Below are 15,855 nucleotides of genomic sequence, written 5' to 3'. Positions count from 1 at the left end.
TTCAAAACTATATTGTCCACAGTCAAGGTGAATGGAGTTTACCTGATAATAAGCTTCCCGCTTACTATCAACAAAGGAAAATCAGCTCCTTTGCCTAAGCTGGATACCCCGTACTTCAGTGCGGGGAGGTTCATTTTATCTCCTCTTTTTTTAATTTACTCATATAAGTGGTAACAAAGAACAATATTTAAATATTAGGAACCCCTAAAGGGTTTCTATGCAAAAAGAGCTGAAAGAAATAGGACTCACAAATTCAGAAATAAATGTTTATTTAGCACTCCTTGATCTGGGAGACAGCACAAAACACAACATAACAACAAAATCAAATGTTACAGGATCAAAAACATATGAAATACTTGAAAGACTAAAACAAAAAGGACTCATATCCACATATACAAAAAACAAAGTAAAACATTTCAAAGCCGCAAACCCAAAACAGATAAAATACTACTTGGAAGAAAAACAACAGAAAATAAAAGAAACTGAAAATAAAATTAATTCAATTTTACCGCAACTTCTCATGAAATTCAATTCGTCAGAAAAAGATGAAGAAGTAGAATTATACACAGGATTAAAAGGTCTTCAAATAATTTTTAGAGAACAAATCGACATACTAAATCCAGAAGATTATAATTATGTGATTGGTGGAACTAAAGGAACAGATGAAGCACCAGTTCTAGCATTTTTCCAAAAAATACACAAATTAAGAGCAGAAAAAAAAATAAAAACAAAAATGCTATACAACACAAGACAAAAAAAATCTGTGGAAGAGCAATTTGCAAAATACAAATACACAGAAGTCAAATACATAAAACACACATCTCCTGTAGCAATAAATATCTACAAAGAAAGAACAGTCATAATAATTTTTGGCAATAAAATAAGTGCTATAATGATAAAATCAAAAGACGTATCAAACAGTTTTAAAGAATACTTCAACATGTTGTGGAAATAAGTTCTAAAACTAATTAAAAAATAAATTATAAAAAACACCTATAAATTTTTATATCCAAGACGTTTTTTTTTCTCTAATTGACTCTCTTCTTTTATCCGCGACAGCCAATCCAGTTATCGATTTATCTTCTGTAATAAGATATCAAAAAGGACTTTCTCCAGAGCCAAATACTTTTTTATAAATTAAAGCAAATTATCCTTCTCGCCAGCAACTTTCAAAGTTGAAATTTTATAGATTGAACTCATATCAAATCACCTAAAAATGGGGTGAAACCTAGAAACATAAAAATTTAAGAAACCAAAACTTAAAGGAAAAAACAATAAATTTATCCTACAGCTCTTCTTACATCCACGATTTCTGCAGAATTAACTTCTTCAAATTCTTCAAGTTTTTCAGCAACAGGATCAGGACTTCCAAGATTTTCATCCATAACAAAAATAACTTCTATTTGTTTCAAACCAAAAGCTACAGGAGTAACAGTGGTTTTAGTCTCACACTCACCTACAAATCCAACTATTACTTCTTTAATTTTATTTTCCAAAGCATCCAAATCAATTTCTGGACTACTAGGCATAACTTTAACTGTTGCAATTGCTTTAGCCATTCTTAGAACACCTCTAATTTAATTAGGACCAACAAAACCGCACTTAGGACAAGTATACTTTGAAACTATCTCTCTAGCATGCCTAGATCTGACTATTTCATAATCTTGACACTGAGGACATTTGAACGTAACTGAACCTTTATCATTAGTTATCCTTGCGTTTGTAGCCATACATTTCTTAACATTTTCCATAATGACTGGAATCACAATCCATTTATAAAAGTTTTGACATCAAAAACCAAACTTATGATTATTTTCAGAAACTCCACCATTCTTTGAATCTTTATTTAAAGATTTTTCCTGTTTTAACTGATGCAATTGTCGGCCAATACCATCAAGATCTTGTTTAAAACCATAACTCTTGCTCCTAACCATGCTCATCTTGACTTCCAATTCAATAGTTTTTGAATCTAACTTCTTCAAAATATCTTTATTTGTATCATTCTCAGCATATAAATCATGAGTAACGTCAATTCTGAAAAAAGAAATTTTAGAAAGAAACAAACCAACACTCTTGTCAATCTCTTCAACCAAAGAACGCGCAACCGCAAATTTGTTTTCTAAATCAGAAACGTCTAATTTTCTATTGTCTGAATGAATAAGTGCATAAAGATCCTCCATTTTTTTCATCAATTCAAATTCCATTTTAACAGCGGACTCAACAAGAGACTCAAACTTGTTTAATTCATTCTCAAACTCTTTAATATGCTTAATTTCATTCTTGAGGTTATTAACAAGAGAATCAGCTAGCAAAACCTCTTCTTTAAAAAAAGTATGAAGTTCATTCAAATTTTCTATAGATGCGCGAGTATTCTTAACAAAATTTTTATCTTTATTAACAAATCCAAAACCCATACTTCAAAAATCAAATAGCAATTATATAAATTTTTGCAAAAAATTATAATTTGCCATACCTTAAATAATCGTCAATATCTTTATTTGACATAAAAATGTCTTTACTAGAATTATCACGAGGACTTTCTACAGTAATTTTAGGACCTTTATAAAAACGTTTCTGAAAAGATTTCTTCCTCTTCAGCAAATAAAAGCCATAAACTAATCCGCAAGCTAAACCAACTAAATGAGCAATATTTGCAACACCGCTAGAATAAAAAATACCAAAAATATCAACCAAAGCAAAAATGATGCCTGCAGTTCTCAAACTCATAGGGATCATAAAAAAGAACAAAACTCTCAAATCAGGCATCAAAATTATGGTGACGCCTAAAATGCCCATGATTGCACCGCTTGCGCCTAAAGCTCTTTCATAAAAAAAAGTACTAAGAACTGCAGCTAAAATCCCTGACAAGAAATAAATAAAAACAAACCTCTTAGTTCCAATTCTCTGTTCAATTAAAGAACCAAAAATAAATAATGCATACATATTAAAAAGAATATGGCCAAAACCTCCGTGTAAAAACATACTAGTCAATAAACGCCAAGGTTCAGACCAAACCAAACTACTATCAAGCAAGAAAGCTTCTGTAAACCCACTTACAAAAACTTGCAATAATGCAAGAATAACATTGACTAAAACAATAGTCATAGTCGCATTTTTAGGAAAATAATTCTTAAACACTCTTAATCCCCAAATCACCTATACTCGTCATGTTACTACTAATAATATCTCCTGATTTAGCATCAATTCTAATATTAATCAATCCAAAAGACTTAGTGACTAGTGTAATGTTCCACAATTGCTTATGTAAATTCTGCAAAATAACTATGTACTTAGCAATAAGTTCAGAAGAATACTTATCTTTCCTCACAGTTTCACAAAGTCTCATAGCTTCATCAAAATCAACTTCGACAAGATTAAGATCCAATTCTTTTAAAACACCGCTTTTCTTAAAGACTTCTTGTTCAGGAGTTCTTACAACAGGATTTGTTTCAAAAACAGTCATTGCGTCCCTGGAAGCATTATAAAACCCGAATTCCCAATCAGCATCCTTATCAAACTCTTTCATTAAATGAGCATGAGCTAAAATAAAACCAGACTCATTCTCCAAAAAACTCTTAAACTCTTCAGAACACTGCAAATCCTCAAATGACTCTTTAACACCCATATAAAAAAAGAAGACTGAACCATTTAAATATCTTATCAAAAATGTTTCCGTAGAGCACATACATATCCAAAAAGATTCATAAGAAACACTAAACTTCCTAAAAAAGTAAAAACAGAGAAGAATCTTTATAAAAAAAAACAATATTCTAAGATTATGAGCACAGTAAAAATAACATATGAAATGCTATTTGATATATTAAGAAGAGAAAAAAACAGGAATGAATTACAAGAACTAGACCCAAAATTCTACGAAGACGTAAAAATATACATACGAGAAAAAAATGAAACGGCAAATGAACAAGTAAACAACCAAATGTCAACTACTGCAGAACAAGAAAAAATCAAAATACAACTAAAAAACATAAAAAAAATATTGGCAGAACTATATGAAATAAGACAAAAAAAAATAATAGGAATATCAACCCACAAAGTAAGAACAAACTCGACTCTAATAGATACAAGTAAAATGTTACAACAAGAAAAAGAACTATATGAAAATCTAACAATTTTACTAAATAGAACAAAAAACAACATTCTAAATGAAATACAACAATTTCAAACAGATCAAGGAGCACAAATCAAAGAACGACCAAGTTTAGATTCTAAAAAACCAGAACAAGACAAACAAGACAATGCTTCGCAAAATGAGGAGATTCAAACAAAAAACACAGAAAGCATAACTGTTGAAATACTAACGAATCTGCCAAAATTCATGGGTTTAGACAAAAAGATTTACGGACCATACAACAAAAACGATCAAATAGAACTACCCGAAGAATTGGCAAATATGCTAATAAAAAAAGGAAGAGCTAAACAAACATAAAAAAATAATTACTCACTATCTTCTTCTGTTTCATCAAAAAAACTAGAAAGATTCTTGCTGTTTATTTTTGCCGAATAACTTATTGCTACCATATAATCAATCACACAGAGGGCACTATATAAATAATGTTGTCCATCAAACTAAAGAAACCAATAACCATTTTACAAAGTGAATAACAAAGAACAACATTATTTAAAAGCATACTTAACAAAGAGTGATAAAAAATACAATTTAACTAAAGACGTCATCAATAAATCCATTTAAAAACTGTTTTAAAACAGAAGAAGCCTTGCTTTTATAAGAATCTATAATATCTTCCGTAGACGCATCTTTTTTTGTAAGTTTGACACATGAATCATATTTATTAACAAAATTCTGAGCTGACTCTTGTAAAACCCCTTTAGTAGAATACCTATTTTTAAGATTGGTATAAAAATCATGAAAAGACAGTTCATCCTCATATAATTTAAAATCACTAACATAATCATCCACGTAAGCAATAACGCCTTTCTTAAAAGAACTAAAAAGTTTACCTCTACTAACACGAGACATAAAATTAAATTTAGAATCTGCTTTTTTTTCAACACCGACATCAACAAGTTCTCCAACAGAAGCATATAAAGAAACATCAAAAGGAAGATTATGTTCTTCTATATAATTAATAAATTTGCCTTCAGAAATTTTCTCAATGAGAAAATCCTTCAAAGAAACTTCAATAGAATCTTTCTTGATTCTGCAGTGCACTTCAGAATCAAACTCTTTTTTAAAATCATTAAATTCGTCCATATAACGCAAAGAAAAAAACAGCAATATATACTTAACTAAGAAAAAAACGAAAAATATGCGAAAAATATTGAAATAAATCCGAACAGTTGTGTGGTTCGCAACTTTTATATAAGATGAACTTTTAAAAGGATTTAAAATGGAACTACCAGTCGTAAGATGTGGAGCGTGCGGAAAATCTATACCTGTTAATGAAGCAATCTTCTTAGGAGGTCAAGCGTTTTGCAGTGAAAAGTGCAAAGAAGAGAGTCTAACAAAAGAAGCATAATTTGTGCATATTGCAAAATGCGAGAAAACACAACCAGATTTAAATAGTGATTCATAAATAGCACAAGAAGCAGTAAGACTAATGTGGAAGTTAATCCGGAAAGCATCCGAAAACAAAAAACATGGGCCCAACGGGATTTGAACCCGCAACCCCTCGGTCTCTCCAAATATTTCTAAGTACAACACCCAAATTTAGAATGCTGCATAAGAGCCGAGTGCTCTAGCCAGATTGAGCTATGAGCCCCTATAAAACAAACTATCAAAATGGGTACAAATATATTTTATATATCTTTGTATTTCAAATTTTGGATATGTTCATAGAATCCAATATTAAACACCACACAAAACTATGTGAATAAATTGCAAAAGAATTCTTTAGCAGGAAAAAATACGCCACGACCCGGATTTGAACCGGGAACTCCAAAGGAACTGGTTAACTCAAATATTGTTCGAGACCAGCGCAATACCGGATTATGCGATCGTGGCAAACTAAGGGGGTCACGAGCGCGCCCAGATACTTTTTTTTGTTTCTGTGGATGCGATCGTGGCAAACTAAGGGGGTCACGAGCGCGCCCAGATACTTTTTTTTGTTTCTGTGGATGCGATCGTGGCAAACTAATTTGATATAATAAAAATCACACTAGTTTTTAATTATTGACAAGATAAAAATCACAATATAAAAATTATACGAAAAATATAATAATAAAATATGCCCCGTTCGGGATTCGAACCCGAGTCCTCGCCTTTCTCCAATTGCTTGTTTATGACTGAGCATATAGTGCGATTATCGCATTGTATGCGAACTTAAAGTAATCAGTTCCGAGAGGGAGAGATGATTGGCCTGACTACACTAACGGGGCTAAATTAAAAAACATTAAATAAAAAAAGTTTAGTTCTTACTGAGCATACATTTTCATTTTTTCTGGATCATACTTCCAACCCGCGGGCAATTTCTTATTAGCAACGTAATATTTGCCAAGCCTTCTAATCTTGGATTCGGTTAATTGAAGTCCTCTTTTACCAGAAAAATCTTTGTGATTATCATCTAAATGCTTTCTAAGAAGAATTGCTTTCTTAATCAAAAACTTCAAAGTTTCAGGAATTTCAGGTTGAAGTTTTTTCTCTTCTAAAATTTTACCAATAGGTTTACCAGTCATAGTCTTGACATCTGGAATACCATAAGAATCTCTTAAATGGATTCCTATCTCTGAAGCAGATTGACCTTCTTTAGCCAATTTCTGAACCATTAATTCAATCTCTTTAGGTTTATATTGAACCCAACTAGGAACTGCTTTTTTAACAGGTTTTTTGCTACCTGATTTGCCTTTAGCTCTACTGTGCATTCTTGCCATTTTAAATATGCCTCCGTTTAACGGAAAAGAAATCTGGTTCTTTCCCGGCATAAGTAAGCTTTCACCGACTTATCCATGTATTATTGGGAACAAATAATCCTTTTTAAAGTTATCGGGATAAAAAGTGTTCATCTTACCTAATTACTATCATATTCAAAACCTGAGAGAAACACAAAAAAACAAAAAAATTTATAAACTATAAATGTAAAAAATACTAATAAACTAATATTTGAGGTGTAATATGGTAAAAGAAAACAACAATACAGGATTATATTTAGTGGCAATTGTTGCTATTGTGGCGGTTGCAGGGTTAGCAGCACTATTGATTCAGGGTAATCGTGGTGCGGCAGTTCAGGTTCCTCAGACAGCAGTCTCAGAGGCAGATACTCTTGGTGGTCAGGCGATTAGACCTACGAATGATGATGAAAGAACATTTAGAACTCAAATTGACACGATTCAGTGTGGGGGTTTAGGGAATCCCGGCTGTGACTCACAAGTCAGTGTTAGTGAGTGTGTTGGAGAAAATATACCTATGAGTAGATGTTATCTTATGTGCAAAGCATTATGTGAAAATTCAGAAAATACAAATATGTTTGCTGAAGAAAATACAAATATGTTTGCTGAAGAAAATACAAATATGGCAGGAAATGCAATTCAAACAAAAAATGTCGATGAGTTAGTAAATAAACCTGTAGCAGTATGGGATTTTTGTTGCTTTGGCGGTCATTATGAAGATGGCTCCTGTTTTAAAGATAAGGGGTGTAATATGGATACAGATTCCTGCCAATGCATGAAAAACTGCGGTGTTTCAGTACCAGAATGCTCATCATCAGAAAATTGAATTAAATCTTTTTTTCTTTTTTTTTCTTAGAAACATTAATATATGTGGGGTTCTAGTTTTGTTTTTATATGATTGAAAGGATTTTTTCAAAAGACAATATTATAAACAGTTACTGGACTGTTTTTGGTGCTACAATATTGCTTTCAATCATCGCTATTTTGCTAGGAAAAGCTATTTTTGGCTCAAATCCGGGTATTGCTTCTGTTATGTTTTTAACTATTCTTTTACTTCCTTTACTTAATATTGCTTTTAAAAACCAGGAAAAATTGGAAGAAAGCAAAAAAGCTTCTAATGTTTGGGAAACTATTAAATCAAATAAATCATTGATTATTATGTATTCCTGCGTTTTTTTAGGAGTTTTTGTTGCTTATTATTTGATTAGTTATTTAGGTGTTTTATTCGGTTGGAATCTTATTGGTCTATTCAAAGAGCAATTATTGATGGATTCTGGTTTGGCGGGTAAGGCTACTTCTGAATTTGGTTTTTTTATGAGCATATTGCAAAACAATTGGTGGGTTTTACTTGCCAGTTTTGTTTTGTCTTTGTTAGCTGAAGGGGGAGGCGTCTTATTCATTGTTTGGAACAGTAGCATTTGGGCAGCAATTTTTGGGTATAGGGCGGCTGCTTCGGCGCTTGTTTTAAAGGTCAGTCCTTTATTTTCCGCTTTAATTATACAGTTGTATACTACGCCGCATATTCTCCTTGAAGGATTAGCTTATGTTTTGGCTAGTATTGCGGGCGCTGTTATAAGCACTAATATTTTTGTTGATAGAAAAAACGCGACTAAGTTCACGATAATATTGGTTGTTTCTTTTGGTTTATTTTGGTTTCTGAGCTTTTTATTCAGATTTTTTATGTCTGGATGGCTTTATCCTTTAAGTCTTATAGTTATGTTTATAGGGTTTATGTTTGTAATAAAACAGTCTTTAAATGAACAAAAATATAAATCAGTGTTTACTCACAATTATTATGTTATGCTTATAGCGATTGCAGTTTTCATATTAGGTGCTATTGTTGAAAGTATTGTTTTGATGAATTCAGACGTTGTGAATAAATATTATTCGGCAGCATATATTTATGCATCCTTAAAATAGTGAGGTAGGAAAAAATGAAAAAAATAATTTTTATAATGTTTGCTTTGAGTTTTTTGTTGACTGCTTGTGCAGGTCAGCTTTCTACATATGATGAGAATTCTTTTGGAAGCATGGGGTTTGATGTTGAAGATCCTGTTGAAATCGGTGTTAATTATCTTAGTAATGGTGTTAAATTATCTGTTGTTCTTAATTATGATGCGGCTAAGAGCATAATTGGTCAGATTAGTTATGATGAGAATTCTTTTGATTTATCTTATGAGACTCAAAGTGAAGATTTATGTAAGTATAATCCTGAAAATAAAAAGGTGGCTTGTGCTTCAACAACAAGTTTGGATACTGGTACTCTTTACACTTTTACTCTGAAGGCTAAACCTGGCAAACCAGCAGGAGATTATCCTTTAAATTTCAAAATTGTTGAGATTGACGGTACTAATCCTGATGTTGATCTTAATACGTTCATAAGTTTGAGTGGTACTCAGAACTAAACTTTTTCTTTAAAGCTTATTTTTATTTCCATTTGCAGTTCATCAGATGTAAAACTATTATTTTTTTCAATAAAGCCATACTGAGCAAGCTTTTCTTTTATCTCATACAATATGACGTTCTTAATTAAGATTCTTTGCCGATCTAAAACTTCTCTATCCAAAATGATGCCATCAATATCTATAAACATAAAAATAAAAGAATAAGCAGTAATAAATATAATTTACGTCAACAATTGTTCAGTGTAAATATTTCTCGACTTGAAAACATTACAAATTGTCCTGTGATAATTTCCGAAATTAATTGATATTGATTTAATCTTTTTGTTCATCTGGTAAATCAACACTCACTTGATCAGAAACATCAACATCATCAACATCTTCGCTTTGAAGAATCATTGCATCTAGCTTATCTTTAAATTCTTGCTCATTAACGATTCCTTTTTCAATAAGTATATCTAACAACACATTCAAAGCGTGCTGTGTGCCATAAGCGACATCTTCAACCGCTAACTCTTCATAATCTTGCGCATTTAAATCATTTTTAACATCTTTTACCATAAAATCACCCTAATAAAAAGAAAAAAATTGCCTTTTATAAATAATGCTAAAAACTAGTTCAAAAAGAAAATTATTTATCTATTAAAAGAGTAGATTAAATTATAAATGGTAAATCGAATGTGAAGAACTATAAAATGTGGCTCTGTTAGTTCTTTATAAGCTTTTCTCGGAGAATGCGCATCAAATGTTATCAAAGAATTTTTCTTATTTGAAAATAACCATTCGCAGGATAACCTAGTTTATTCCAAAAATGAACTGCAGGAGCATCTTTATTAACTAAACCCTCAATACTAACAATACCTTTTGATATGGCTACGGACTCTAAATAAAAAACTAATTCTTTTCCAATACCTTTCCCTCTCAAAGAAGAATCAACAACACAATCCTCAATAATTAAATGATCGCCATCTTCCCAAGATTGTGTAACACAAAGAATCATGCCAATTATAACATCGTCTTCTTTTGCAAAAAAATTAAACCCTGTTCCTCGCAACCAAGTTTCAACAATTCTCTTCTCAGCCTTTTCTTCAGACCATGCTTCCTCATAAGGAGGTTCAGAAAAGACCTTAATGAATAAAGGAACTAACTTCCTACAATCATCAACAGACGTAACTTCGTGAATTTCCATGAACCAAAAATTACAAATCAAATATTTAAATTTTTTCTAAATAGCAGTCCTGCCTGCTGAATAAGTGAGTGTGTGGCATTGCAGAGCTAAAAAATTTTAGAACTTTGCGTGCTAAACCAGCACCATACTAAACACAATCCGAGACATGTGTAATTTTTACTACTGATGGGTCGTTATAAACCGAAACATTTATATAGTTAAACATTATTTAAATAAACATGAAAGGTGAAAGCCCGTATGGGATTGACCATACAATAGAAGGTCAGAACAAATATGATCTAACCATAAATAGATTGAATGAATACGATTCACATTGGAGGGATTATTTGGAAGTGACCAAGCATCAAGAGGGTGTTCAGATAGATGTGAATGGTTTTAAAAACAATCCTCAAAGAAACTCACCAAATCTCAAAGGAAAATATAATGCATCCATAATTTTTAAAATATTCTCAATTGGATCTGCTGAAGATAAATATGAAATTTATCCAATTTTTAATGGTAAGACACTTACTGAATTAGAGTTTAGCAATGATGTCATAGGCAATTTAGCTCTTGAAGAAGCATTAGACATAGCATATACTACAATGTCAAAGGATGAACAATCATATAGAAAAAAGATAGAAGTTGCACTCTATTCTGATTGCGCCAAGCAAAAAGCACTATCTCTTCTAGGCATCTCAGAAAACTAAAATAAATTATGGTCTCTCCCGTTCGTCTTACTATAAATATGTAATCTCGGAGAATGTTAATCAAATGTTATCAACACATTTAAATACAACATGTGCATACTCATGCATATGTTTAAAGAACTATCGAAGTATTACAAAGCATTATCAGAGCCAACAAGACTTCAAATACTATATTACTTGCTTAACAACGATAAATGCACTTGTATCTGTGAACTTCAAGAATTCATAAAAAAAGATCAATCAGTACTTTCAAGACACATGAAAATACTGGAACAAGCAAAGCTCATAAAAACAAAAAAGCAAGGAAAATATCTCATATGCTGCTTAACAAACAAAAATAAAACCAAAAAAATACTAGAGGAAAATAAAAATCAGTGATTTTTAGACCTCTTCGTAAACTCGGAGGAACAAAAATGAAAATAATACAAAAAATGATGGACAAACTAGACAAAAAAATGGAAAAACAAGCAAAGAAAAAAACATGCTGTTGTTGCCAAGAAACAGAAGAAGATGAAACATGCTGCAAGAAATAATAAATTACATATTTTTTACACTTCTTAATTTAAATCCAGAGTCAAGAATAGTTGAAACACTACACTTTTTTGTTTATGATTCAATAAAAATACTGGTTCTACTATTCGTGATGATTGCAATAATAGGATTTCTCAGAAGATACATATCTCAAGAAACTATAAAAAAAAGATTAAGCAAACAAAAATATGGACTGGGAAACATAAGTGCAGCGCTCCTAGGAGCAATAACGCCTTTTTGCTCATGCTCATCAATACCTTTGTTTTTGAGCTTTCTAAGAGCAGGAGTCCCTCTAGGAATAACAATGTCCTTTCTCATAACATCGCCAATAGTGAATGAATATCTAGCAATAATTATGTTAGCTACATTCGGATGGAAAATAACACTGGCATACATACTCATAGGAATAATAATAGGAGTTGTTTCTGGAATAATAATAGGCAAAATGAATTTAGAAAAACACTTAGTAGAAGACATTCAAAAATCAAGCAAACTAAAAGAAGAAAAATTCACAAATATCAAACAAAGAATCAAATATGGACTGAAAGAAGCCAAAGACATAACTAAAAAACTCTGGTACTGGATACTTATAGGTGTAGGAATAGGAGCAATAATACACAACTACGTACCAACAGAAGTCATACAAACACTAATCAACTCAACAGGAATATTCTCAGTACCACTCGCAGTAATACTAGGAGTGCCAATGTACGGAAACAGCGCAGGAATAGTGCCTATTGCTCTCGCACTTTTCGAAAAAGGAATACCTCTAGGAACAGCACTAGCATTCATGATGGCAATAACAGCACTAAGCTTCCCAGAAGCAATAATCCTAAGACGAGCAATGAAACTCAAACTCATACTAACATTCTTTGCAATAGTAACAATCGCAATAATAATATCAGGATACCTCATAAATGCACTACAAAGAATACGGATATAGCCCTGCCCGTTCTAATAACGAAAGCGTGACATTTCAGAGCTAAAGAAATATTTTAAAATTGATTTATCTCTGTTGATTTATCCAAAGAATTTGTTGAAGACTTATTTTGCATTATTATTCTTAATAAATTGTCATAATATTTTGTTCCTACAAAGGATTGATGTTTTAATGCTGAATATCCTTTATCTTCTAAATTAATTTCATTATGTTGTAATTCTGAATATGCAGCCATACCTCTCTCTTTGTATTCTTTGGAAAGATTGAACATAGAACTATTTAATGAATGAAAACCTGCAAGTGTTACAAATTGAAATTTATACCCCATTTTTCCAAGTTCATCTTGGAAGTTCTCTACGTTAATTGTATTTGTCCAATTAAAAGAGGGCGAACAATTATAAAATAGGGCTTTATTAGGATATTTTTTGTGTATGTTTTCTGAAAATAATTTTGCATCATGTAAATTGGGAGTTGGTGTTTCAAACCACAAGGCATCTGCGTAAGGAGCATATTTTAATGCTCTTTTAATTGCAAGATCGATGCCTCCTTTTACTTTGTAAAATCCCTCATAGGTTTGTTCACCTGACAAAAATTTTTTGTCATCTGGATCTACATCATAAGTAATGAATTCGGCTCCATAGGCATCCGTTCTAGCAATTATAACCGTTGGAACATCCAATACGTCCGATGCCAATCTTGCAGCAACTAGCTTGTCTATAAACTCTTGTGGTGTAATAAGGACTTTACCTCCTAGATGGCCACATTTTCTTGCAGAAGGAAGTTGGTCTTCTAAATGAATTCCTGCTACGCCAGCTTCAATCATATTTTTTGTAAGCTCATATGTATTTAGTACTCCTCCAAACCCAGCTTCTCCATCTGCGACAACAGGCACTAACCAATCTGCTTTTTGTGGTTCAATTTGATCTTTCCTAAGTAGAGCGTTATTTATTGCCCTAATGGTAGCAGGCATGCTGTTTGAGGGATATAATCCCAAGTCAGGATACATAGTCCCAGAAGTATTTCCATCAGCAGCAACTTGCCACCCACTAACATAAATTGCTCTAAGACCTGCTTCTACTTGTTGAATTGCCTGATTACCGGTTAGGGCACCTAGCGCACTGACATATCCTTCAGATTTTAATTGCGAATGTAATTTTTTTGAACCCTGATTCGCCATAGTATGTTCTATCTTAATGGAATTTTGTAATTGAGATACATCTTTTTTTGTATAAGGTCTTACAATTTTTGAGTTGCCATTCTCAGATATCATTTAGTACTGATGAATAAGAACAATTATTTAAATATTGTCTTCCCACCGAGGGGCTACTAATTAGAAAAATATAAATAGAAAATAGATTTACGAACAGCATGGAAACAGCGTTATTCAAAAAACTAGGCCTTACTGACGCCGAAATTAAAGTATACTTATCTACAATAAAAATAGGTTCAACCACAGTAGGGCCTATAATTGATGATGCGAAAGTTTCAAGATCAAAAATATATCATGTATTAAGTAAATTACACGATAAAGGATTAATAACATCAATCACAAAAGGGAAAACCAAATATTTCAATGCGGCAGATCCAAAAAAAATACAAGATTATATAGAATACAAGAAAAAAGAACTCAATACATTGGAATCTGATGCACAAAAAATAATTTCTCAACTTGAAATAATACAATCATTTTCTGGACAAAGAGATGAAGCGGAATTATATAAAGGTATAGAAGGCGTAAAAACAGCCAGAGATATTTCTTTAAAAGAACTAAAAAAAGGAGACATTATCAGAGTTTTTGGCTCAGACAAGATAGCTCAAGATGCAATGCCCGGATATTGGGAAGAATACCACAAAAAAAGAGTGAATCTTGGAATAAAAGGAAAATATCTTATGAAGCTAAATTCAAAAAAAGAATTGGATCACATAAAAAGAAAACCAGGTCTTATGAAAATAAAATATTTGCCAGTGACAAGTCCGGTTTATATTGATATATTCTCAGATTATATAATAACAACTGTGATGAAAAAAGGATATTATGCAGCATTTTTAATAAAGAACCAAGAAATAGCCAAATTTTATGTTGAATGGTTTGATAAACTTTGGGAAGATGGAACATATTAGCTCAGCATGAGCTATCCTAAAACACAGTTTTTTGACATTTTTTGAAGAGATTACAGGTTAACAAGATTTTTCTTAAACATCAAAATTCATGAACTTCAAAGGCTAAAAATAGAAAATTGCAGACATCAAAAAGAAAGCTCTCTGATGTCACGCAAAGGAATATAGCCCTGCCCGGGAACACGGACAATAACGTCAAAAAGAGAGGAAAAATCATTTTTTATTCAAGTATTTTTTATGAACTGCTAAATATCTTCTTATAAAATATTGAACAAAATATTCTTCGTCTTTTTGTAGTGCTTTGTAGTAAGATTTTCTTTTTTTATATTCTATTATCAGCACAGGATAGCCTCTTTTCCATAACATCGCGTTCATGATGAGTCTGCCTATTCTACCGTTTCCATCTCCAAATGGATGAATTTTTTCAAATCGGTAGTGTATTCTTGATGCAAATTCTACTGCGTGAATATTATTTTTGGCGTTTTGAAACTTTATGAATTCATCAAGTAGTTTGTTTATATCTTGCCAATCAGGTGCTTTGTAGCTTCCCACTCTTACAAGATAGTCTCTGAATTTGCCTGCGATGTCAGGTTTTGTTTCAGAAAAAAGTTTGTTGTGCCAATCAATTAAGGTTTTCTTTGTAATTTTTTGTTTTTTTTGAAAAATATTTTTGAAAAGTACTGCGTGTTTTTCCGTTTCTTTAACGTCTCTGAGTGGTTTTGAAGGCGAAATTCCGTGAGCGACTATATCTCTTGTTTCTTCCTCGCTGATTGTCGAGCCTTCTATGGCGTTGGTATTGTATGTAAAGTTTATTGATAATTCTTGAATCATCTTCTCTTTTATGGAGGGAGGAAAACGGTTCCATTCTTGATTAAATTTATCCTTTATTATTTCAAAAACATCATAAAATGCTTCTTTTCTGCATTCAGCTAAGAATTTTTTTTTAACAGCATCTATATTTTCAGGAACTTTAAGTCCTACGTACTTTTCTTTAGTTATGGTTTTTCCATTTTTTCTAAATGAATGTTGTAAATAATAGGAATTTTTGCGCTTTAGTATTCTCATTTATATAGAATGCCATTACAAATATATAAATATTTCTAAAATTAAGAAAAAAGTAAT

22 protein-coding genes and 3 tRNA genes are annotated in these 15,855 nt (G+C 31.8%); 10 read left to right on the top strand and 15 right to left on the bottom strand.

What is annotated here, in order from left to right; genetic code table 11:
• The first annotated feature begins 217 nt into the window (after positions 1-217).
• Positions 218-955 carry a hypothetical protein gene (locus K9L97_00630; protein ID MCF7871519.1) on the top strand — a complete coding sequence of 246 codons (738 nt, stop codon included), beginning with the start codon at positions 218-220 and terminating at the stop codon, positions 953-955.
• Between the two features lie 325 nt (positions 956-1,280).
• Here K9L97_00630 and K9L97_00625 read toward each other — a convergent pair whose 3' ends face one another.
• Genes K9L97_00625 through K9L97_00605 form a run of 5 tightly spaced genes read right to left on the bottom strand, consistent with a single transcriptional unit; the run spans position 1,281 to position 3,625 of the window.
• On the bottom strand, positions 1,281-1,559 hold the full coding sequence (locus tag K9L97_00625; protein MCF7871518.1) for an elongation factor 1-beta: 279 nt from the start codon (positions 1,557-1,559) through the stop codon (positions 1,281-1,283).
• An 18-nt stretch (positions 1,560-1,577) separates the two neighbouring features.
• Entirely contained in the window at positions 1,578-1,751 is a 174-nt protein-coding gene (locus K9L97_00620) for a zinc finger domain-containing protein (GenBank protein MCF7871517.1), read from the bottom strand.
• Between the two features lie 39 nt (positions 1,752-1,790).
• Positions 1,791-2,414, bottom strand: a complete 624-nt coding sequence (locus K9L97_00615) for a hypothetical protein (protein MCF7871516.1) — start codon at positions 2,412-2,414, stop codon at positions 1,791-1,793.
• A 43-nt stretch (positions 2,415-2,457) separates the two neighbouring features.
• The gene (locus tag K9L97_00610; protein MCF7871515.1) at positions 2,458-3,105 is read right to left on the bottom strand and encodes a rhomboid family intramembrane serine protease; all 648 of its coding nucleotides are present in this window, start codon (positions 3,103-3,105) and stop codon (positions 2,458-2,460) included.
• 25 nt (positions 3,106-3,130) lie between these two features.
• The gene (locus K9L97_00605) at positions 3,131-3,625 is read right to left on the bottom strand and encodes a hypothetical protein (protein MCF7871514.1); all 495 of its coding nucleotides are present in this window, start codon (positions 3,623-3,625) and stop codon (positions 3,131-3,133) included.
• Between the two features lie 153 nt (positions 3,626-3,778).
• Between K9L97_00605 and K9L97_00600 the strand changes: the two genes are divergently transcribed.
• A complete protein-coding gene (locus K9L97_00600) occupies positions 3,779-4,447 on the top strand; it encodes a hypothetical protein (protein ID MCF7871513.1) in 669 nt (222 codons plus the stop codon).
• A gap of 231 nt (positions 4,448-4,678) precedes the next feature.
• Here K9L97_00600 and K9L97_00595 read toward each other — a convergent pair whose 3' ends face one another.
• Positions 4,679-5,233 (bottom strand): hypothetical protein, encoded by a 555-nt coding sequence (locus K9L97_00595; protein MCF7871512.1) that lies wholly within the window; start codon positions 5,231-5,233, stop codon positions 4,679-4,681.
• A 136-nt stretch (positions 5,234-5,369) separates the two neighbouring features.
• Here K9L97_00595 and K9L97_00590 point away from each other — a divergent pair, with 136 nt between their 5' ends.
• On the top strand, positions 5,370-5,498 hold the full coding sequence (locus K9L97_00590; GenBank protein ID MCF7871511.1) for a DUF2116 family Zn-ribbon domain-containing protein: 129 nt from the start codon (positions 5,370-5,372) through the stop codon (positions 5,496-5,498).
• A 122-nt stretch (positions 5,499-5,620) separates the two neighbouring features.
• Here the strand turns inward: K9L97_00590 and K9L97_00585 are convergent.
• The 4 genes from K9L97_00585 to K9L97_00570 all read right to left on the bottom strand — a co-directional run bounded on the left by K9L97_00585 (position 5,621) and on the right by K9L97_00570 (position 6,849).
• Positions 5,621-5,741, bottom strand: a tRNA-Lys gene (locus K9L97_00585).
• A gap of 147 nt (positions 5,742-5,888) precedes the next feature.
• A tRNA-Ser gene (locus K9L97_00580) sits at positions 5,889-5,983 on the bottom strand.
• 224 nt (positions 5,984-6,207) lie between these two features.
• Positions 6,208-6,357 (bottom strand) — tRNA-Glu (locus K9L97_00575).
• Between the two features lie 36 nt (positions 6,358-6,393).
• Positions 6,394-6,849, bottom strand: coding sequence for a 30S ribosomal protein S15 (locus tag K9L97_00570; protein MCF7871510.1), 456 nt, complete (start codon positions 6,847-6,849; stop codon positions 6,394-6,396).
• Between the two features lie 241 nt (positions 6,850-7,090).
• Here K9L97_00570 and K9L97_00565 point away from each other — a divergent pair, with 241 nt between their 5' ends.
• The 3 genes from K9L97_00565 to K9L97_00555 all read left to right on the top strand — a co-directional run bounded on the left by K9L97_00565 (position 7,091) and on the right by K9L97_00555 (position 9,269).
• Positions 7,091-7,690, top strand: a complete 600-nt coding sequence (locus K9L97_00565; GenBank protein ID MCF7871509.1) for a hypothetical protein — start codon at positions 7,091-7,093, stop codon at positions 7,688-7,690.
• Between the two features lie 68 nt (positions 7,691-7,758).
• Positions 7,759-8,784, top strand: a complete 1,026-nt coding sequence (locus K9L97_00560) for a hypothetical protein (protein MCF7871508.1) — start codon at positions 7,759-7,761, stop codon at positions 8,782-8,784.
• A 14-nt stretch (positions 8,785-8,798) separates the two neighbouring features.
• Entirely contained in the window at positions 8,799-9,269 is a 471-nt protein-coding gene (locus K9L97_00555) for a hypothetical protein (GenBank protein ID MCF7871507.1), read from the top strand.
• Here the strand turns inward: K9L97_00555 and K9L97_00550 are convergent.
• The 3 genes from K9L97_00550 to K9L97_00540 form a co-directional block, all read right to left on the bottom strand.
• Positions 9,266-9,430, bottom strand: coding sequence for a hypothetical protein (locus K9L97_00550; GenBank protein MCF7871506.1), 165 nt, complete (start codon positions 9,428-9,430; stop codon positions 9,266-9,268). The genes K9L97_00555 and K9L97_00550 overlap by 4 nt on opposite strands.
• 151 nt (positions 9,431-9,581) lie before the next feature.
• Positions 9,582-9,827 carry a hypothetical protein gene (locus K9L97_00545; protein ID MCF7871505.1) on the bottom strand — a complete coding sequence of 82 codons (246 nt, stop codon included), beginning with the start codon at positions 9,825-9,827 and terminating at the stop codon, positions 9,582-9,584.
• Positions 9,828-10,017: 190 nt separating this feature from the next.
• Positions 10,018-10,455 carry a GNAT family N-acetyltransferase gene (locus K9L97_00540; protein MCF7871504.1) on the bottom strand — a complete coding sequence of 146 codons (438 nt, stop codon included), beginning with the start codon at positions 10,453-10,455 and terminating at the stop codon, positions 10,018-10,020.
• Between the two features lie 218 nt (positions 10,456-10,673).
• On the opposite strand from K9L97_00540, the gene K9L97_00535 reads away from it, so the two are divergent.
• The 3 genes from K9L97_00535 (at position 10,674) to K9L97_00525 (ending at position 12,618) form a co-directional block, all read left to right on the top strand.
• The gene (locus K9L97_00535) at positions 10,674-11,144 is read left to right on the top strand and encodes a hypothetical protein (GenBank protein MCF7871503.1); all 471 of its coding nucleotides are present in this window, start codon (positions 10,674-10,676) and stop codon (positions 11,142-11,144) included.
• Positions 11,145-11,252: 108 nt separating this feature from the next.
• Positions 11,253-11,522 carry a metalloregulator ArsR/SmtB family transcription factor gene (locus K9L97_00530; GenBank protein ID MCF7871502.1) on the top strand — a complete coding sequence of 90 codons (270 nt, stop codon included), beginning with the start codon at positions 11,253-11,255 and terminating at the stop codon, positions 11,520-11,522.
• 139 nt (positions 11,523-11,661) lie between these two features.
• A complete protein-coding gene (locus K9L97_00525) occupies positions 11,662-12,618 on the top strand; it encodes a permease (protein ID MCF7871501.1) in 957 nt (318 codons plus the stop codon).
• A gap of 52 nt (positions 12,619-12,670) precedes the next feature.
• On the opposite strand, the gene aceA is transcribed toward K9L97_00525, so the two are convergent.
• Entirely contained in the window at positions 12,671-13,885 is a 1,215-nt protein-coding gene (gene aceA / locus K9L97_00520) for an isocitrate lyase (GenBank protein ID MCF7871500.1), read from the bottom strand.
• 98 nt (positions 13,886-13,983) lie between these two features.
• Between aceA and K9L97_00515 the strand changes: the two genes are divergently transcribed.
• Positions 13,984-14,736, top strand: a complete 753-nt coding sequence (locus K9L97_00515) for a hypothetical protein (GenBank protein ID MCF7871499.1) — start codon at positions 13,984-13,986, stop codon at positions 14,734-14,736.
• 210 nt (positions 14,737-14,946) lie between these two features.
• On the opposite strand, the gene K9L97_00510 is transcribed toward K9L97_00515, so the two are convergent.
• Positions 14,947-15,798, bottom strand: a complete 852-nt coding sequence (locus K9L97_00510; protein MCF7871498.1) for a Fic family protein — start codon at positions 15,796-15,798, stop codon at positions 14,947-14,949.
• Positions 15,799-15,855: the final 57 nt, after the last annotated feature.

The sequence above is a fragment of the Candidatus Woesearchaeota archaeon genome (assembly GCA_021735165.1).
In the GTDB taxonomy this organism is placed as follows: domain Archaea; phylum Nanobdellota; class Nanobdellia; order Woesearchaeales; family 21-14-0-10-32-9; genus JAIPET01.
Note: the sequence above shows the minus strand (reverse complement) of the source record. Positions and strands in the feature narration are given on the sequence as shown.